General features: G+C 63.4%; 19 protein-coding genes. 6 read left to right on the top strand and 13 right to left on the bottom strand.

From position 1 onward, the window contains the following. Positions 1-18 precede the first annotated feature (18 nt). Positions 19-1,632, top strand: a complete 1,614-nt coding sequence (locus tag EN869_RS10490) for a DHA2 family efflux MFS transporter permease subunit (protein WP_127226824.1) — start codon at positions 19-21, stop codon at positions 1,630-1,632. Between the two features lie 94 nt (positions 1,633-1,726). On the opposite strand, the gene msrB is transcribed toward EN869_RS10490, so the two are convergent. The 4 genes from msrB to EN869_RS10470 all read right to left on the bottom strand — a co-directional run bounded on the left by msrB (position 1,727) and on the right by EN869_RS10470 (position 4,463). Beyond that, on the bottom strand, positions 1,727-2,230 hold the full coding sequence (gene msrB, locus EN869_RS10485; protein WP_127226825.1) for a peptide-methionine (R)-S-oxide reductase MsrB: 504 nt from the start codon (positions 2,228-2,230) through the stop codon (positions 1,727-1,729). A 202-nt stretch (positions 2,231-2,432) separates the two neighbouring features. Further along, the gene (locus tag EN869_RS10480) at positions 2,433-2,909 is read right to left on the bottom strand and encodes a fasciclin domain-containing protein (protein ID WP_245489663.1); all 477 of its coding nucleotides are present in this window, start codon (positions 2,907-2,909) and stop codon (positions 2,433-2,435) included. A gap of 295 nt (positions 2,910-3,204) precedes the next feature. Further along, a complete protein-coding gene (locus tag EN869_RS10475) occupies positions 3,205-3,927 on the bottom strand; it encodes an anti-sigma factor (RefSeq protein ID WP_127226913.1) in 723 nt (240 codons plus the stop codon). Continuing rightward, on the bottom strand, positions 3,924-4,463 hold the full coding sequence (locus EN869_RS10470; protein ID WP_127226827.1) for a sigma-70 family RNA polymerase sigma factor: 540 nt from the start codon (positions 4,461-4,463) through the stop codon (positions 3,924-3,926). The genes EN869_RS10475 and EN869_RS10470 overlap by 4 nt, the downstream gene beginning before the upstream one ends. A 222-nt stretch (positions 4,464-4,685) precedes the next feature. Here EN869_RS10470 and EN869_RS10465 point away from each other — a divergent pair, with 222 nt between their 5' ends. Together EN869_RS10465 and argB are read left to right on the top strand one after the other, a co-directional pair. Further along, entirely contained in the window at positions 4,686-6,182 is a 1,497-nt protein-coding gene (locus tag EN869_RS10465) for an amidase (RefSeq protein ID WP_127226828.1), read from the top strand. 209 nt (positions 6,183-6,391) lie between these two features. After that, positions 6,392-7,285 (top strand): acetylglutamate kinase, encoded by an 894-nt coding sequence (argB, locus tag EN869_RS10460; RefSeq protein WP_127226829.1) that lies wholly within the window; start codon positions 6,392-6,394, stop codon positions 7,283-7,285. A 37-nt stretch (positions 7,286-7,322) separates the two neighbouring features. On the opposite strand, the gene bchE is transcribed toward argB, so the two are convergent. Together bchE and EN869_RS10450 are read right to left on the bottom strand one after the other, a co-directional pair. Beyond that, positions 7,323-8,876 (bottom strand): magnesium-protoporphyrin IX monomethyl ester anaerobic oxidative cyclase, encoded by a 1,554-nt coding sequence (gene bchE / locus EN869_RS10455; protein WP_127226830.1) that lies wholly within the window; start codon positions 8,874-8,876, stop codon positions 7,323-7,325. Between the two features lie 150 nt (positions 8,877-9,026). Next, on the bottom strand, positions 9,027-9,503 hold the full coding sequence (locus EN869_RS10450) for an Lrp/AsnC family transcriptional regulator (RefSeq protein WP_040984916.1): 477 nt from the start codon (positions 9,501-9,503) through the stop codon (positions 9,027-9,029). A 139-nt stretch (positions 9,504-9,642) separates the two neighbouring features. Here EN869_RS10450 and phhA point away from each other — a divergent pair, with 139 nt between their 5' ends. Then, positions 9,643-10,476, top strand: a complete 834-nt coding sequence (phhA, locus tag EN869_RS10445; RefSeq protein WP_127226831.1) for a phenylalanine 4-monooxygenase — start codon at positions 9,643-9,645, stop codon at positions 10,474-10,476. 81 nt (positions 10,477-10,557) lie between these two features. On the opposite strand, the gene EN869_RS10440 is transcribed toward phhA, so the two are convergent. Beyond that, complete coding sequence (locus EN869_RS10440) at positions 10,558-11,046, bottom strand: MarR family transcriptional regulator (RefSeq protein WP_127226832.1); 489 nt, start codon at positions 11,044-11,046, stop codon at positions 10,558-10,560. A gap of 101 nt (positions 11,047-11,147) precedes the next feature. Here EN869_RS10440 and EN869_RS34370 point away from each other — a divergent pair, with 101 nt between their 5' ends. After that, positions 11,148-11,315, top strand: coding sequence for a hypothetical protein (locus EN869_RS34370; RefSeq protein WP_167507022.1), 168 nt, complete (start codon positions 11,148-11,150; stop codon positions 11,313-11,315). An 83-nt stretch (positions 11,316-11,398) separates the two neighbouring features. Here EN869_RS34370 and EN869_RS10435 read toward each other — a convergent pair whose 3' ends face one another. Genes EN869_RS10435 through EN869_RS10425 form a run of 3 tightly spaced genes read right to left on the bottom strand, consistent with a single transcriptional unit; the run spans position 11,399 to position 13,929 of the window. Beyond that, on the bottom strand, positions 11,399-12,838 hold the full coding sequence (locus EN869_RS10435) for a GMC family oxidoreductase (RefSeq protein ID WP_127226833.1): 1,440 nt from the start codon (positions 12,836-12,838) through the stop codon (positions 11,399-11,401). Then, complete coding sequence (locus EN869_RS10430; RefSeq protein ID WP_127226834.1) at positions 12,835-13,134, bottom strand: hypothetical protein; 300 nt, start codon at positions 13,132-13,134, stop codon at positions 12,835-12,837. Before EN869_RS10430 ends, EN869_RS10435 begins: the two co-directional genes overlap by 4 nt. A gap of 33 nt (positions 13,135-13,167) precedes the next feature. Next, positions 13,168-13,929 (bottom strand): GGDEF domain-containing protein, encoded by a 762-nt coding sequence (locus EN869_RS10425; RefSeq protein ID WP_127226835.1) that lies wholly within the window; start codon positions 13,927-13,929, stop codon positions 13,168-13,170. 150 nt (positions 13,930-14,079) lie between these two features. Here EN869_RS10425 and EN869_RS10420 point away from each other — a divergent pair, with 150 nt between their 5' ends. Then, positions 14,080-14,787 carry a pyrimidine 5'-nucleotidase gene (locus EN869_RS10420; RefSeq protein WP_127226836.1) on the top strand — a complete coding sequence of 236 codons (708 nt, stop codon included), beginning with the start codon at positions 14,080-14,082 and terminating at the stop codon, positions 14,785-14,787. Between the two features lie 78 nt (positions 14,788-14,865). Here the strand turns inward: EN869_RS10420 and EN869_RS10415 are convergent, their stop codons facing one another. The 3 genes from EN869_RS10415 to EN869_RS34365 all read right to left on the bottom strand — a co-directional run bounded on the left by EN869_RS10415 (position 14,866) and on the right by EN869_RS34365 (position 16,363). Then, positions 14,866-15,267, bottom strand: coding sequence for a hypothetical protein (locus EN869_RS10415; protein ID WP_127226837.1), 402 nt, complete (start codon positions 15,265-15,267; stop codon positions 14,866-14,868). Between the two features lie 56 nt (positions 15,268-15,323). After that, positions 15,324-15,776, bottom strand: a complete 453-nt coding sequence (locus EN869_RS10410; RefSeq protein ID WP_127226838.1) for a hypothetical protein — start codon at positions 15,774-15,776, stop codon at positions 15,324-15,326. Between the two features lie 170 nt (positions 15,777-15,946). After that, positions 15,947-16,363, bottom strand: coding sequence for a hypothetical protein (locus EN869_RS34365; RefSeq protein WP_189341286.1), 417 nt, complete (start codon positions 16,361-16,363; stop codon positions 15,947-15,949). Positions 16,364-16,576 lie beyond the last annotated feature (213 nt).

Genomic DNA, 16,576 nt, shown 5'->3' with positions numbered 1-16,576 from the left:
GCATAGGGAGGCCATGAGATGGCAACCGCAACCATTACCGCAGGATCAATCCCCGCACGTCCGGCAGCTGCCGGGCCGGCGCTGCCCGCGGACCATATGCCGGTGCGCCGCGTCGTCGCCTTCCTGGCGATGGTGTTCGGCATGTTCATGGCGATCCTCGACATCCAGATCGTCTCGGCCTCGCTTGCCGAAATCCAGGCGGGCTTGAGCGCCAGTTCCGACGAGATCCCGTGGGTGCAGACCGCCTATCTGATCGCCGAGGTGGTGATGATCCCGCTGTCGGGTTTCCTCAGCCGCATGCTGTCGACGCGCGTGCTGTTCACCACTGCCGCGGCCGGCTTCACCGCGGCCAGCGCGCTGGCCGCCACCGCCACCAACATCGACCAGATGATCGTCTACCGCGCCATCCAGGGTTTCATCGGCGGCGGCATGATCCCCAGCGTCTTCGCGGCCGCCTTTACCATCTTCCCGCCCTCCAAGCGCGCCGTCGTCTCGCCGATGATCGGCCTGGTGGCGACGCTTGCGCCGACGATCGGCCCGACGGTGGGCGGCTACATCAGCCACGCCATGTCCTGGCACTGGCTGTTCCTGATCAATGTCGTGCCCGGCATTCTGGTGGCGACGGCGGCGTGGTCGCTGATCGATTTCGACAAGCCCAACCTCAAGCTGTTCTCAAAGTTCGACTGGTGGGGCCTGATCGGCATGGCCGCCTTCCTCGGCTGCATGGAATATGTGCTGGAGGAAGGCCCGAACCATGACTGGCTGCAGGAGCCGGCAGTCTTTGCCTGCGCCATCGTCATGACCATCGGCGGCATCATCTTCTTCTGGCGCGTCTTCACCGCCGAGGAACCGATCGTCGATCTCAGGGCCTTCAGCAACGTCAACTTCGCCTTCGGCTCGCTGTTCTCCTTCGTCGTCGGCATCGGCCTCTACGGGTTGACCTATCTCTATCCGGTGTTCCTCGGCCGTATCCGCGGTTACGATTCGATGATGATCGGCGAGGCGCTGTTCGTCAGCGGCATGGCGATGTTCTTCACCGCGCCCGTTGCCGGCATTCTGTCGAACAAGATCGATCTCAGGCTGATGATGATGATCGGCTTCGTCGGCTTCGCCACGGGCACCTGGTGGATGACGCATCTCACCGCCGACTGGGATTTCTATGAGCTGCTGATCCCGCAGATCCTGCGCGGCTGCTCGATGATGCTGTGCATGGTGCCGATCAACAACATTGCGCTGGGCACCTTGCCGCCGGAACGGCTGAAGAATGCATCAGGCCTGTTCAACCTGACCCGCAATCTCGGAGGCGCCGTCGGCCTTGCGGTCATCAACACGGTGCTGATCGACCGCAACGCCTTCCACTATGCACGGCTTTCCGAGCATGTGCAGTGGGGCAGCCAGGCCGCGCTGACCAAGCTGCAGAACATGACGCTGAACTTCGGACAGACCGCCGGCCTCGACGCGGGCAGCGCCGCGATCTCGAAACTGTCCGGCATGGTGCATCAGCAGGCGGCGCTCTTGTCCTTCATGGACGTGTTCATGATGCTGACCGTGCTGTTCGCCTCACTTGGATTTTTCGTGCTGTTCATCAACAAGCCGGGCCAGCAGGGCGGCGGTGGCGGCGGAGGTCATTGAGGAGCCGGAACCCCCGCCTGGCTACCTCAACACGTGACCCCGGAAATCGGCGACGATTTCCGGGGTCATTTCTTTTCGAGAGGATGGAGGCCGCTCAGGCGGCGGCCGGCTTGAAGCTCAGCGCCACGCCGTTGATGCAGTGACGCAGGCCGGTGGGCGGCGGACCGTCGTCGAAGACGTGGCCGAGATGACCGCCGCAGCGGCGGCAGTGAACTTCGGTGCGCGTCATGCCGAGCGAGCGGTCGACGGTCTCGCCGATAGCCTTGGGGATCTCCTGCCAAAAGCTCGGCCAACCGGTGCCGGAATCGAATTTCGTCTCCGACGGATAGACCGGTAGGTCGCAGCCGGCGCAGGCGAAAATGCCCTTGCGGTGTTCGTTGAGCAGCGGGCTGGTGCCGGGATATTCGGTGCCCTGCTTGCGCAGCACGTCGAAGGCCTCGTCGGAAAGGATGGCGTGCCATTCGGCGTCGGTTTTGGTGACCTCGAAGGTCTCGGCGGCGAGAGCAGGCTTCGGTCCGCCGGCGCGCAGCATCGCCCCGGTTCCGACGATGAGAGCGGTGGCGGCGGCGCCGCTCCAGAGAAAATCGCGACGGTTCATGGCCGTTCCTCCTGACGCATTTTGCCAAGATAGAACACCGCCCGGAAATCAAAAGCCGGTGACGCCCTATCCGTTGTTGTTTTGAGCATGCTGCTCCGCGCCGCCCTTGCGGCGCGACGCGGAGCGCACCCTTGCCGGCGGCGCGGGTCTTGAACGAAGCGGCCGGCGCTCAGCAATGTCTTCGCCGGCCAGGCCCGCTTTGTTACATCTTCGGCAAGAGAACCTTGTCGATGACGTGGATGACGCCGTTCGACTGGCGGACATCGGCGATGGTGACGTGGGCGACATTGCCGTTCTCGTCGGTGACGGTGACCTTGCCCTTCTGCGCCTTAAGCGTCAGCTCGCAGCCGCCGACCGTCTTGACCTGGTGGGCGCCGCCATCGGCCTTGGCCATCTTGGCGACATCGGCGGCCAGCGCCTTGGCGGCGACGACATGGCAGGTCAGCACCTTGGTCAGCTTGCCCTTATTCTCGGGCTTGAGCAGCGTATCGACCGTGCCTGGGGGCAGCGCGGCGAAAGCTTCGTTGGTCGGCGCGAAGACGGTGAACGGACCGGCGCCCTGCAGCGTGTCGACCAGGCCGGCGGCCTTGACCGCGGCGACCAGCGTGGTGTGGTCCTTCGAATTGACGGCGTTCTCGATGATGTTCTTCTTGGCATACATCGGCGCGCCGCCGACCATCGGATTGGCATAGGCAACGGCGCCGATCACGGAAAGGCCGAGCGTAGAGGCGAGCAAAAGGGTGGCGAGTTTACGCATTGTGTCAGTCTCCTCTGGTTGTTTTTCCCGTCCTTGGGAACGCGATGAGATACGGGCACGCCGAAAAGTTAGTTTCACGGCCGTCCAAATTTTTTCTTGGTGCGATTTATTTTCGTTCGTGCGACTGATTACGGCAGCAGACTTTCCCGGCCTGCGACTGGAAGAAGATAGACTTCGATTGGTCTCTATGGACGTGATTATGCCGAAGTGGCCGTCGTCAGATGCCCTTCAGGTCACCCGCTGCGACCACCGGACCGGTCGGCTGGCCGGTCGGCGAACCGCCCGCAGGCTCGAGGCTGACGGCGAGCACAGCGCCTTGCGCGAGCTTCTGCTGGACAGCCGGAGTAACGGCCATGCGCGCGGTCTGGCCGGCGGGGATGACGCCCATCGACACCGGCGCGTTCTTGCCCTCGATCATCCACAGCTCGAAGTCCTTGCCGGCGCTACGCTCGCCGGAGACCAGCGACAGGCCGACCTCATGGCGGGCGGCGTCATAGACGGCGAGGTATTTGACAGGGCTGTTGTCGGCGGCCAGTGAGGCGACCAACCTGGTCTGAGGCTGCGTGACCGGCGGATTGACGAAAGGCAGGGCGACGTAGACTGCCAAAGCAGCAATGGCAGCGGCGGCGAGGCCACGCCAGAAAGCAAGGCTCGACCAGAGGCTGGTGCTGGGCGCGGCGGAGGTGGAAGCGGACGATGCGAACAGGCTGCGGTCGATCGCGACCTTGACCGAAGCCGGAGGCTCGACCGCGGCATAGGCGGCCGCCATCGGCGCGAAATGGACCTCCCAGGCATCGACCAGGCGGGCGAACGCCGTCTCGGTATCGATGCGACGGGACGCGATCTGGCGTTCGTCGGCCGGCAGAACGCCGAGAACGTATTCGGCGGCGAGCAGGTCGTCGCCTCCACGTTCCGGTCCGTTGTCTTCCGCCAGCGTCATCTTTCCAGGCATTCTCTCAGTTTGAGCAGGCTTCGCCGCAGCCAAGTCCGCATCGTGTTCAGCGGAACCTTGAAGCGCTCCGCCAGCTCGGCATAGCTTTCGCCGCTCAAATAGGCACCCCGGACGGCCGCCGCCCGGTCTTTCTCCAATTCGTCGAGGCAATGATAGATGCGTTCGGTCTCGCCGCCCGCCACAGCCATAGCCTCGGGTCCTGGCGTCGGGTCAGCGACGTCGAGAGCCGTATCGATGTTGGCAGAAGGACTGCGCCGCGCCCGGATGCGATCGATCGCATGGTTGCGCGCAATGGCCACCAGCCAGGAAATCGGGCTCAGATCGGAAACCGCGAAACGATCCGCCTTCGTCCAAATCTTGACGAAGACCTCCTGCAGCGCCTCTTCCGCATCACCCCTGTCGTTCAAGACACGAAGGCAAACGCCGAAAAGTTTCGCGCTGGTCTGCTTGTAGAGCAGATCGAACGCAGCCCGGTCCTTCATCGAAGTCCGGACGATCAGCTTGCTGATGTCCTGCGGCGCCATGGCGGCAAATTAGAAGATTGCAACTTATTTGCAACGGGTGCCGAACGTGCTGTGCACTCGGTCGTTGCCAAGGAAATCGGCCACTGCTAGAGCGTTTCACCGTTTCGCCAAAACGGCCAACCGCTCTGTCTCCCTCCTCCTTGTCTTGACGCAATTCCGGACGGAAAACCGCTCACACTTTTCCTGGAATTGCTCTAGCCTTTCCAAAAATCGGGGGTGCGGATGTCAATCGAGCGCGCGCTTTGGGAGCAGGATGCGACGGGGCTTGGCGAGCTCGTGCATCGGGGCGAAATCGCGCCACAGGAGCTGGTCGATGCGGCGATCGCGCGGGCCGAGGCGACAAGGCCCGACATCAACGCCATCGCCACGCCGCTTTACGACGCCGCGCGGGCGCGGGCCCAGACCGTCGACCGCACATTGCCGCTGGCCGGCGTGCCGTTCGCGCTCAAGGATCTCGGCATCGGCCTCAAGGGCGTGCCGATCCATGGCGGCAGCCGCATTTCACCCTTCACCGCCGATTTCAACTCGGTGATGGTCGAGCGCCATCTCGCCGCCGGCCTGATCCCGATTGCCACCAGCACCTCGCCCGAGCACGGGCTGCGGTTGATGACGGAGTCGGCCCGCTTCGGCATCACCCGCAACCCCTGGAACACGGGCCACACCACGGGCGGCTCGTCCGGCGGCGCAGCGGCGCTGGTGGCGGCCGGCGTGGTTCCGGCGGCGCACGCTTCCGACGGCGGCGGCTCGATCCGGGTGCCCTCGGCCTGCAGCGGGCTGGTGGGCTTGAAGACCTCGCGCGGCCGCGTGCCGCTGACGCCGCTGACCAGCGAAAGCTGGTACGGCATGGTCGTCGACCACGCCGTCAGCCGCTCGGTGCGCGACACCGCGCTTCTGCTCGACCTGACGCATGGCGTCGATCCGCTCTCGCCTTACGCGGCGCGGGAACCGAAAGGCTTCTTCGCGGTGGCGGCGGCGCGCGAGCCGGGCAAGCTCAGCCTCGCCGTCTACCGCAAGTCGCCGCTCGGCCTGCCGATCTCGGCCGAGACGCTTCAGGCGCTCGACACCGCGGTGGCGCTGGCGCGCGAGGGCGGACACACGGTGGAGGAGATCGACCTGCCTTTCATCGGCCGCGACTTCATGGCCGACTTCTGCAAGACGGTGGCCTCGGCGGTCGCCGGCACGATGCGTTCGGAGGCTGAGCGCGTCGGCCGGCCGGTGACCGGCGAGGTCGAGCGCGCGACGCGCGTGCTTGGACGTCTGGGCGAAATGTTGTCCGCCGGCGAGGTCTATGAGGGCGTGCAGCGTCTCAACGCCACGGCGCGGCGGCTGATCGAAGAGACCGCGCGCTACGACGCCGTGTTGATGCCGATCATCGCGCATCCGCCTTTGGCCTGCGGTTCGATGGACCCCAAGGGCGCCGACGAATTCATCGAGAACCTGCTCGACAAATTGCATCTCACCGGCCTGCTCAAGATCAAGTCGTTCTTCGGCCAGCTGATGGACAAGAGCCTGTGGTTCACGCACTGGCCGGCGATCCAGAATGTCAGCGGCCAGCCGTCGATCGCGCTGCCGGTGCATGTTACCGCCGACGGCCTGCCGCTCGGCATCCAGGCCGCCGGCCGGCCGGGCGACGAGGAGACGCTGTTGTCCTTCGCCGCGCAGATGGAGAAGCTTTCGGGATGGCTGAAACGGCGAGCGCCGCTCAAGGTGCCGGCCTAAAGCGCGTCGCGTCTGAACGGCCTCATGCGATGCGCCTTAGGTTCGCTTTTTTTGTGCATGTCGTTGTCCCAAAACCGCTGCGCGCACTTTTGGGCGACATGCATTAGAACATCCCCGCACGATTTCGTTATTGTGACCGCAAAGCCGTTTGCGGCCTGCGGCAATTCCCGCTAAGAGGCCGCCAATCAAGCTAGCTGGGATCGATACCGATGACGGACATCGCCGCCACCGCCGAAATGCAGGCCGCGCTGCTCTCACGCGCGCTGCCTTACATGCAGCGCTACGAGAACAAGACCGTGGTGGTGAAATATGGCGGCCATGCCATGGGCGACCATGAGCTCGGCAAGGCGTTCGCCCGCGACATCGCGCTTCTGAAACAGTCCGGCGTCAACCCGATCGTCGTGCATGGCGGCGGGCCGCAGATCGGCGCGATGCTCAACAAGATGGGCATCGAATCCAAGTTCGAGGGGGGACTCCGCGTCACCGACCAGAAGACGGTCGAGATCGTCGAGATGGTGCTGGCCGGTTCGATCAACAAGGAAATCGTGGCGCTGATCAACGCCGAAGGCGAATGGGCGATCGGGCTTTGCGGCAAGGACGGCAACATGGTGTTCGCCGAAAAGGCGCGCAAGACCATGATTGATCCTGACTCCAACATCGAGCGGGTGCTGGATCTCGGCTTCGTCGGCGAGCCGGTCGAGGTCGACCGCACACTGCTCGATCTCCTTGCGCGTTCGGAGATGATCCCGGTGCTGGCGCCCGTCGCGCCCGGCCGCGACGGCCACACCTACAACATCAACGCCGACACGTTTGCCGGAGCGATTGCCGGCGCGTGCCGCGCCTCGCGCCTGCTCTTCCTCACCGACGTGCCCGGCGTGCTCGACAAGAACAAGAAGCTGATCGACGAGCTGACGGTGGCCGAAGCCAAGGCGCTGATCAAGGACGGCACGGTGTCGGGCGGCATGATCCCGAAGGTCGAGACCTGCATCGAGGCGATCGAGCGCGGCGTCGAGGGCGTCGTCATCCTCAACGGCAAGACACCGCATTCCGTGCTGCTGGAGCTCTTCACCGAGCACGGCGCCGGCACGCTGATCGTTCCGTAAACAAGAGCAGGCGAGTTCGCCGTTTGAACCGCCGCAATCAGCCGGCTAATCTTCTCTGTTCTTCGTTGACAGGCACGACCGGCTTTCCGGCCGGCCGCCGGACGATCATCGATTCCTCCTCGGCGTCCTGCGGCGCGCCCCAGAATTCGGCGAGGGTCGAGCCATCGGTGACGCGGCGGTCGCGGGCAAGAAACCCCCAGACCTCGCGGAACCATACGCGGCGGCCCATCTTCGTGTACCAGCGCATCGAATGCCGTTGCTCGGGATCGGGGTGGAAAAGAATCCGCGCCAACGCCTTCGGCCGCGACTGCACCGCGACTTCGATCAGCTTGACGGCGAAGAACAGCATCCAGGGTTTCAGCCGGGTCATCGCCAGCACCTGGTGCTTGTAATCCCAGAGACGGACGTCCTTCTGGATCACTTTGCGGTCGCTGGCGATGCGGAAGAACGGCGTCCAGCGATGCGGCGTGACGTAGAGCGCCTGGATCTGGTCGGGATCATAGGCGATAAGTTGGCGGAAGCCGCGCCACAGGTCGCGCAGGGTTTCGTCCTCGAAGCCGGCGACCCAGGTCGCCATCGACAGGATGCCGTGTTGGCGCAGCAGCCGGATCGCCTCGCGATCGGATTTGGTGCTGCCGCCCTTGCGGATCAGCGACAAGGTTTCCTCGTCGGTGTTCTCCATGCCGAGCAGCCAACGGATGACGCCCGCCTTGCGGTAGAGATGCAGGCTGTCGGCGTCGCGCACGATGTCGTCGGCGCGTGTCGAGCCGACGATCAGCACCGGCACGTTCTCGGCGATCATGGCATCGAGGAAGGCGCGCCAGGCTTTCTTCGAGGAGGTCGGATTCTCGTCGGCAAGGTTGATCAGCTCGACGCCGTGCTCGCGATGCAGCCAGGCGATTTCTTGGGCGAATTTCACCGGGTCGCGATGCCGCCAGCGGGTCCAGAAACCGCGCTGGCCGCAATAGTTGCACAGATGCGGACAACCGCGCGAGAACTGCATGACCACCGCCCGCTTGCCGCCCCAATAGGAGTAGCGGCGATGGTCGATCAGCTCCCAGCCGACGTGATAGGCATCGAGATCGGCAATGGTCATCGCAGCTTGCGTGGCGACGGCGCGGCCAAGGTCGTCGCGATAGGCGATGCCTGCGACACTTCCCACCGGCTGGCGCATTTCTATCGCCTCGACCAGCGCCGTCGCGGTCGCCTCGCCCTCGCCGCGCACGATGAAGTCGAAGACGTCGGTCGCGGTCAGGATGTCGCGCCAGTGGTAGGTCTGAAAGACGCCGCCATAGATGATAATGACGCCCGGCGCGCGGGCCTTGATCGTTTCAGCGATCTTCAAGGCCGTCGGATGCACCGAGGTCGAGCCGGAATGGCCGATCAGGATGAAATCCGGATCGCCGCCGAGAGCATCGTCGACCAGCACAGGAAGCGGCATCGGTCCGAATTCGGCATCGACCAGGCGAACCTGATGGCCGGAATCGATCAGCGGACCGCCGATCGCCAAAAGTCCGAGCGGCGGCAAATGATCGTCGGGCACGCGGCTGCCGATGGCCGTGTGCGGCGGATTAATCAGCACGATGTTCAAGGCGGACCTCCATGTTGGTCCGCCTGTGCTAATTGCCGATGTCGAAGCCGCCTTGGCGCGGTTCAGCAGTTTCCAAGCAGCTTTTCGGGAGAACTTTGTTTTGAAGCAATTCCGGACGGAAAACCGCTTCACACTTTTCCTGGAATTGCTTCAGCGCCGCAGATGGCTGAGCGGCACGTGGCCGGGGCCCTTGATGTTCTGCAGCACCAGCTGGGTGTGTACGTCGCGCACGCCGGGCAGCCGCATCAACCGGTGCATGACGAAGGCGTTCAGATCGTCCACCGACGGCACCATGACATGCAGCAGGAAATCGTGGTCGCCGGTCATCGTCCAGCAGGACGAGACTTCGTCCATGCGTTGCACGGCGGCTATGAAACTTTCGGGCGAGCCGTCGCTGTGGCTGACCAGCCGCACCTGGATGAACACTTCGACCGTCAGGCCGACGGCGCGGCGGCTGAGCACGGCGGCAAAGCCCTTGATGATGCCGGTTTCCTGCAGCGCCTCGAAGCGGCGCGCGCATGGCGTGGTCGACAGGCCGATCTCCTGCGCCAGCTCCGACACAGGCTTGCGCCCATCGCGCTGCAGGATGTCGAGCATCTTTATCTCGAAATCGTCGAATTGAGGCATGTCTTCTCGATTTCCCGTTGTTCGGAGTGATTTTACCTCAAAATCAACGGACGAGCTACAAACAAGGGCTGATTTGCCTCAGCGATCGCTCCTACACTTCCCTCACTATCCACGGATCACGATCTTCGAGGAGGAAACGATGACGATCAGCGTTGCCGATTACGCCGCCGAATGCGCGGCGCAGGGTCTTCGTGGCGACTATTCGGTGTGCCGCAGCGATTTCACCGTGGCCCAAGGTTACGGCTATTCGGCCGAGGAACAGGCGGTGTGGCGCACGCTATGCGACCGCCAGACGAAGCTGACCAGGAAGCTCGCGCATCGTTCCTATCTGGACGGCGTCGCGACGCTTGGGTTGCTCGACAGGATTCCGGATTTCGACGCGGTCAGCGAAAAGCTCAACAAGCTGACCGGATGGGAGATCGTCGCGGTGCCTGGCCTCATCCCGGCCGGCCCATTCTTCGATCATCTCGCCAACCGGCGCTTCCCGGTCACCAACTGGCTGCGGACGAGACAAGAGCTCGACTACATCGTCGAGCCGGACATGTTCCACGATTTCTTCGGCCACGTGCCGATCCTGACCCAGCCGGTGTTCGCCGACTTCATGCAGATGTATGGCGAGAAGGCCGAGGACGTGATTGCGCTCGGCGGCGACGAGATGATCACCAGGCTTTACTGGTACAGCGCCGAATACGGCCTCATCCAGGAGCCCGGCCAGCCGCTGAAGGCTTTCGGCGCCGGGCTGATGTCGTCCTTCACCGAGCTGCAGTTCGCGGTCGAGAGCAAGGATGCCCACCATGTGCCGTTCGACCTCGAGACAGTGATGCGCACCGGCTATGAGATCGACAAGTTCCAGCGCGCCTATTTCGTGCTGCCGTCCTTCGATGCGCTGCGCGATGCCTTCGCCAATCGCGACCTTGCCGGCATCGTGGCTCGGTTCAAGGGTCAGCCGGCGCTCGATCCGGCGACGGTCTGAGGTCGGTTTTCGCCCAACCGACATTCAGGGCGGTTCAGTTGCCGGCAGGCGTCTGAGCCGCTTTGAGCTTTTCGCGGAACATCAGCTGTTATCGGGCTCGGCCTTGATCCTGGCGAGCTGCTCGCTCTGCAGGTCCAGAGCTGCATTGATGAAGCGCAGCACGGTTGCGAGCTCGGCATCGCTGAAGCTCGCCACCACCTTCTCGCCCTCCCGCGCGATGGTGCCGTAATAGCGCTCCGACAACTCCCTGGTCAGCGCGGTCGCCTCGATCACCACCTTGCGCCTGTCCTGCATGCTGCGGGTCCGGGTGACGTAGCCGCGCGCCTCCAGCCTGTCGATCAGGGCCGTCACCGCCGCCGGCGTCAGTCCGGTCGCAGCTGCCACGGCGCCCGCCGATTGCGGCCCGGCATGGAGCAGCCCCAGGCAATGCCGCTCGGCCGCGATCAGGCCCAGCCGCGCCCCCACCGCTTCGTCGTAGGCCTGAGTGGCGTCCTGCCAGCGCATGACGGCAAGGCCGACGTTCCGGGTCATTTCGGCGCGTTTCGTGCTTGACGAATTTATTTCGACCATCTAACTATCAATCTGTCTAACATTAAGACGAGAATAGCAATATGCGACCGCGACTCCCGCAACGCAAGAGCCAGAAGCGGCCGCCAACACGGAGACATGCAATGTTCGAAACCTCCACCCGCGCGCCGATGACCCCGGCCGAGGAATACAAATACGCCAAGCTGGCGATGGAATGGTACGGCTGGGGTTCGCCCATCGACCTCGGCATCCTGCTGGTGGCGCTCGCCGCCGCGGCTGTTCTGGCGCGCATCGCGATATTCGGGCTGTAGAGCGATCGCAATTTCACCCAAAGGCGCGCCGAGGCGGCGCCGGTTGCCAATCCAGGCGCCGGCGCCGTCTGCTCTTCGTGCGATCAGACGGCGATCACTTTGCCGAGATGCTCGCCCAACCGGCAGGCGAGCGCGGTGATGGTGGTGGTCGGGTTGCACTGGCCGGAGGTGCAGAACACAGAGGAGCCGCCGACATAGAGATTGTCCATGCCATGCACCTTGCAATTGGCGTCGACGACGCTCTTCAGCACATCGGTGCCCATGCGGGTGCCGCCCATATGGTGGTGGCCGGCCGTTTCCTCATTGGTCGGGTAATCGCCGCCATTGCTGATCCAGTCGTCGATGCGGACGCGGCCGAGATTCTTCTGCGCCATGGTGGTGCCGAAAAGCCTCAAGCCCTCCAGCAAGGTCCGCCGCTCCAGCGGCGACTTCTTCCAGTGCAGTTCGATGCGCGGCACGCCGGCGTGATCGACATCGGTCTTCGACAGCTCGATCTGGTTCGAGGCAAGCGGCGCCTGTTCCCAGGCGACGTAGAGTTGGGCGGCGCAGCGCAGCCGCTGGTCGAGCTGCGACGACATCCACTCCGCCATATTGGGCGCGGTGCAGGCGAGGTCGGCGATCAGCTTCTTGACGTTCGGATAGGGCGACTCGATCAGGCGGATGCCGAAATTCATGATCTGCAGCCGCTCCATCGCGGCAAGCGTCGGCGAGAAGAAGGCTTCGTTCGAACCGTCGACCTCGAACTCCGAGTAGTTGGCGAGGATGGCATTGCCGCCCTCGAAGGTCGGATGCTCCATCCAGTAGCGGCCGAGCGCCGCCGCATTCGGCACCACGCCGCCATTCGAACGCTGGTTCGACCACAACAGCAGCCGCGAGTTCTCCAGCCCGCCGGTGCAGGTGACGAAATAGTCCGCGCCGAAGGTGCCGGCGTCCTGCCCGTTCGACCACAGCTTCGCGCCGGTAACGCGCTTGCCGTCGCCGGTAAGCTCGGTCGCGTAGGTGTTGAGCACGACGGCGATGTTCCTGCTCCGGTCGAGCTCGTCGGCGAATTTTTCGCTGAAACGCACCGCCGGGCTCTTGATCAATTGCACCCAGCGTATGTCGTCCGAAACCGGCACGTCGGGGCGGAAATCGGGAAGCTCGAGGATGTCGTGGACTTCCGCCAGATAGGGCTCGATGTCGGCGCGGCTGATCGGCCAGCCGGTGTCCGGCGCCCAAGCCTTGGGCTCGAAATCCTGCTTGTCGAGCACGCGGCACCAGCCGGCCCAGTGGTTGGACGAGCCGCCCATGAAGCGCAGCCTGGTGATGTCGAGGTCGAAATAGAAATCGCCGACCGTCTTGCCGCGGTAGAAATCCTGCGACTCGTCGCTGAATTCGCGCGAACCCGCCTCGAGGACGACGACCGGAATGCCGGCAGCGTCGAGCTTCCTGGCGATCGTCGTGCCGGCCGGGCCGGAGCCAAGAATGCAGGCCTTGGGCTTGAAGCCGGCCTGCTTATAGGCTTCGTAGCTGTCGAAGATCATGCAAGGTCGCTCCGCCGCAGGATCCAACCATTGACCTCGACGATTTCGTCGGGCTCGGCCACGGCCGGTTGGTTGCGGAACAGCGACAGCGTGGGCAGCGCCATCAGCGCCTGCACGATGGCGCGGCGCGACATTCTTTTCATGAAACTGCCCATGACAACGCCTTTCGATAGGGGCCTCGATCCACGGATGCCGTTCCTGAACGGCACAGATGCCTCCGGGGAGGCCAATTCCGTGTCAAACCCAGGTGAAAACGGCGTTACATCCGGAAGTTTAGCGCGGTTGAATATGGACATGGTTAGGGCCTTCCTAACGCCGATGGCAAAGCCTCATGCCGCTTCCGGAAGCTCGCGGTCGAGAATTGAGAGGTTGCGGCCCCGGTTCTTCGCCTCGTAGAGCCTGCGATCGGCGGCACGCATCAGATCGGAAACGGTCGCGCTCTCGCCGCAGGTTATGCCGCCGATCGACACGGTGAGTGGCACGGTGCGTTCGTCGGCAGGGCGAAAACGGATCAGCTCTACCTCGCGTCGAATACGCTCGGCGACATGCTTGGCTTCAACTTCCGTGGCGCCGACCAGGAAGGCCGCGAACTCCTCGCCGCCGATGCGGCCGAGCACGTCGCCACTGCGAATACCGCGTTCGATGGCGCCGGCGATCAGCAGCAGCGCTTCGTCTCCCGTCAGATGACCGTAGCTGTCGTTGATCCGCTTGAAGTGGTCGGCATCGATGATCAGCAGCGCGCCACGATCGCTCTTACGGCGCGAACCGTCGAGCGCGGCAAAGAAGGTTTCGCGGTTGAGCATGCCGGTCATGTCGTCGCGGCTTGCCTTCTCCGACAAGCGCCTGTGCGCGGCGGCGAGTTGCGCGTGGGCGCGGGCAAGCTCGCGATGCGCATTCTGCAGCCGGTCGCTCTGCCAGAAGCTGCTGGCGCTGGCTGCCCAGGCGAGCACGAGCGGGCAAACCGTCGACGCCAGCCAGACGCTGCGGCTCATCGGAAAGCCCATTGCCGGAACGACAATCAGGGTCAACAAAAGCGAAGCAGCGACCGAAGCGAACGCCACGGCAGCGGCCCTCAGAAATATGCGACTCATCACTTGCTCCCAGCGGAAAGCTTGTGTGCCAGCAAGCGTTAAAGGCGACCTTTCCGGGACATCTAAAATTTGAAGTGAGACGCCATTTTCACACTTCGCGACGCGTATAAGTTGTGGATAAGTCCGGCGTCGGCATGCCATAAGAAACCTATGACAACGACACCCGATCCCGCCCGCTTTGCCCACGTCACGGACTGGGTGTTCGACCTCGATAACACGCTCTATCCGCATCACTCGAATCTGTTCGCGCAGATCGACGTCAAGATGACCGCCTATGTCGGCGAGCTGCTGACGCTTTCGCGTGACGAGGCGCGCAAGCTGCAGAAGGAGCTCTACCTCGAATACGGCACGACGCTGAACGGACTGATGAAGCGGCACGGCATCGATCCCGACGATTTTCTCGAGAAGGTGCACGACATCGACTATTCGAGGCTGGTGCCGGATCCGGTGCTGGGCGCGGCGATCCGCCAGCTTCCCGGACGCAAATTCATCTTCACCAATGGCGACCGCCGGCATGCCGAGCGCACCGCGCGCCAGCTCGGCATATTGGAGCATTTCGACGCCATCTTCGACATCGTCGCGGCGGGGCTCAATCCCAAGCCCGAGCGCCAGACTTACGAGCGCTTTGCCGAATTGCACTCTGTGACCGGGCACAACGCTGTGATGTTCGAGGATCTGGCGCGCAATCTGGCCGTTCCGAAAACGCTCGGCATGACGACGGTGCTGGTGGTGCCGCGCAATTTCGAACCGACCTTTTCGGAGATTTGGGAACGCGACCCGGCAAACGAAGACGACGTCGATTTCGTCACCGACGATCTCGCCGGCTTCCTGACGGCGATCGTCGAAGTCGTGGCCTGAATAAGCCCGGGTTGCCGGTACGCCGTCCGCACGCAACGGGGTTCCGTTGGCGCGAACGGCAGGACCTATGACGGAACCCTAATCGAAATCCGGAATCGTCCCTGGCGGCAGTCCCAATCGGCCATTCAGATCCTTCAGGAACCGGCACCAATCCGGAGCGCCGGCGGCTGCCTTGCCGTTGCCATTGCCGTCGGACGAATAGCCGTTGCCGAAGCCGTCGCCGCAATTGGCGTTACCGTTGAAGTTGCCGGCATTGAAGTTGCCGCTGAAGCTCCCGGCATTGCCGTTGCCATTGAAATTGCCGCGATTGCCATTGCCGTTGAAGTTGCCGGAATTCCCGTTGCCGTTGAAACTGCCGGTGTTGCCAAGGCCATTGGCGACGCCGATCGGAAGGTCGGCAATCCTGACCAGGGTCGATGCGTCGGCGACCAGCATCGCGGCAAGCAAAGTGCCGACCGCGAGGCCATTTCCATCAAGCAACCGCGCCGCCACTCGCCGGTTGTCAGCCCGGGCGGATCCAAATGGTTTCAGGCCGGTCATCGGTTTCCCCGGCCGTTGAAGTTGCCGTTGAAGGCGCCGACATTGCCGTTGCCGTTGAACGAGCCGCCATTGAAGTTGCCGTTGCCGGCACCGATGTTGCCGTTGCCGTCATATTCGCCGGTGTTGCCGTTGCCGTTGAACGCGCCGATATTGCCGTTGCCGCTGGTCGAGGACGTGTTGGCGTTGCCGTTGAACGAGCCGACATTGCCGGTACCGCTGTTGAAGGCGCCGACATTGCCGGTGCCGCTGTTCTTGTAGCCGACATTGCCGCCGAAGTTGCCGAGCGGGTTCATGCTCCTGACATTCGAACCGATATACTGGCCATATTGGCCAACGCTTTGCTGGACGCGAGACATGCTGAAGGCCTGGCTGCCGGTCGTGCCGTCGGCCCTCGCCGCGGTTGCACTCAACAGTCCTAGGCATAGCGCCGGTATGACATAGCGTTTCATGTGCGAACTCCTTCCATGGCTGGCTTCGAAAGGGCTTTGCTGAAAAGGGGACTGGGACCGCCGGCGACATGTCGCGATAGCCTTGCGCGGGGGACGGGCGCGTGGCTCGGCGGTCCCAGAGACGTCAGCGTCTTTCCAAGTTAGAGCGACGCTGGCTGTTTCGGCGGCGCCTAGTGGTTCGCGTTGCCGTTGTAGTTGCCGTTGCCGGCGCCCCAGTTGCCGTTGCCGTTGGCATTGCCGTTCCCGAGGCCGAAGTTGGCGTTGCCGTTCACGTTGCCGTTGCCGAGGCCGAAGTTGGCGTTGCCGTTGCCGTTGCCGTTGGCGATGCCGGCATTCAGGTTGCCGTTGTAGTTGCCGTTGAAGGCGCCCATGTTGGCATTGCCGTTCCCGTTGCCGTTGCCGATGCCAAAATTGCCGTTGCCGTTGAAGTTGCCGTTGAAGGCGCCGGTATTGGCATTGCCGTTGCCGTTGCCGTTGCCGACGCCGACATTGCCGTTGCCGTTGCCGTTGCCGCTACCGATGGACACTGCGGATGCCGTGCCAGTCAGAGCCGCCAGGACAGCCGCGGCCAGGATGATCTTTCTCATGACGTTCTCCTTGGTTTGCGTTGAGCTTCCCAGCCAGTTCAAGATGACCGGGAGGACGCAAAAAGGATGCGCCGAGAAGCGACGCTGAGACATTCGGGCTGATCGGCAGGCCCTGCCGGTTTTTCTGCTGATGCTCCTGTCAGGAAAATTCGAAGAGATCGGGAAAAAACTGACAGGCACAACCGCGTCTGGCGGGTGTATATTGCGCGGACA

The organism is Mesorhizobium sp. M2D.F.Ca.ET.226.01.1.1 (genome assembly GCF_004022705.2).
Taxonomy (GTDB): Bacteria; Pseudomonadota; Alphaproteobacteria; order Rhizobiales; family Rhizobiaceae; genus Mesorhizobium.
The sequence above is the reverse complement of the archived record's forward strand: the minus strand, read 5'-3'. Positions and strand labels throughout refer to the sequence as shown.

What these genes read in the sequence shown, in the direction of transcription:
- EN869_RS10490 (WP_127226824.1), top strand. Translation starts at nt 19, where the DNA reads ATGGCAACCGCAACCATTACCGCAGGATCAATCCCCGCACGTCCGGCA.
- msrB (WP_127226825.1), bottom strand. Translation starts at nt 2,230, where the DNA reads ATGAACCGTCGCGATTTTCTCTGGAGCGGCGCCGCCGCCACCGCTCTC.
- EN869_RS10480 (WP_245489663.1), bottom strand. Translation starts at nt 2,909, where the DNA reads ATGGTCGGCGGCGCGCCGATGTATGCCAAGAAGAACATCATCGAGAAC.
- EN869_RS10475 (WP_127226913.1), bottom strand. Translation starts at nt 3,927, where the DNA reads ATGACGCTGGCGGAAGACAACGGACCGGAACGTGGAGGCGACGACCTG.
- EN869_RS10470 (WP_127226827.1), bottom strand. Translation starts at nt 4,463, where the DNA reads ATGGCGCCGCAGGACATCAGCAAGCTGATCGTCCGGACTTCGATGAAG.
- EN869_RS10465 (WP_127226828.1), top strand. Translation starts at nt 4,686, where the DNA reads ATGTCAATCGAGCGCGCGCTTTGGGAGCAGGATGCGACGGGGCTTGGC.
- argB (WP_127226829.1), top strand. Translation starts at nt 6,392, where the DNA reads ATGACGGACATCGCCGCCACCGCCGAAATGCAGGCCGCGCTGCTCTCA.
- EN869_RS10450 (WP_040984916.1), bottom strand. Translation starts at nt 9,503, where the DNA reads ATGCCTCAATTCGACGATTTCGAGATAAAGATGCTCGACATCCTGCAG.
- phhA (WP_127226831.1), top strand. Translation starts at nt 9,643, where the DNA reads ATGACGATCAGCGTTGCCGATTACGCCGCCGAATGCGCGGCGCAGGGT.
- EN869_RS10440 (WP_127226832.1), bottom strand. Translation starts at nt 11,046, where the DNA reads ATGGTCGAAATAAATTCGTCAAGCACGAAACGCGCCGAAATGACCCGG.
- EN869_RS34370 (WP_167507022.1), top strand. Translation starts at nt 11,148, where the DNA reads ATGTTCGAAACCTCCACCCGCGCGCCGATGACCCCGGCCGAGGAATAC.
- EN869_RS10435 (WP_127226833.1), bottom strand. Translation starts at nt 12,838, where the DNA reads ATGATCTTCGACAGCTACGAAGCCTATAAGCAGGCCGGCTTCAAGCCC.
- EN869_RS10430 (WP_127226834.1), bottom strand. Translation starts at nt 13,134, where the DNA reads ATGTCCATATTCAACCGCGCTAAACTTCCGGATGTAACGCCGTTTTCA.
- EN869_RS10425 (WP_127226835.1), bottom strand. Translation starts at nt 13,929, where the DNA reads ATGAGTCGCATATTTCTGAGGGCCGCTGCCGTGGCGTTCGCTTCGGTC.
- EN869_RS10420 (WP_127226836.1), top strand. Translation starts at nt 14,080, where the DNA reads ATGACAACGACACCCGATCCCGCCCGCTTTGCCCACGTCACGGACTGG.
- EN869_RS10410 (WP_127226838.1), bottom strand. Translation starts at nt 15,776, where the DNA reads ATGAAACGCTATGTCATACCGGCGCTATGCCTAGGACTGTTGAGTGCA.
- EN869_RS34365 (WP_189341286.1), bottom strand. Translation starts at nt 16,363, where the DNA reads ATGAGAAAGATCATCCTGGCCGCGGCTGTCCTGGCGGCTCTGACTGGC.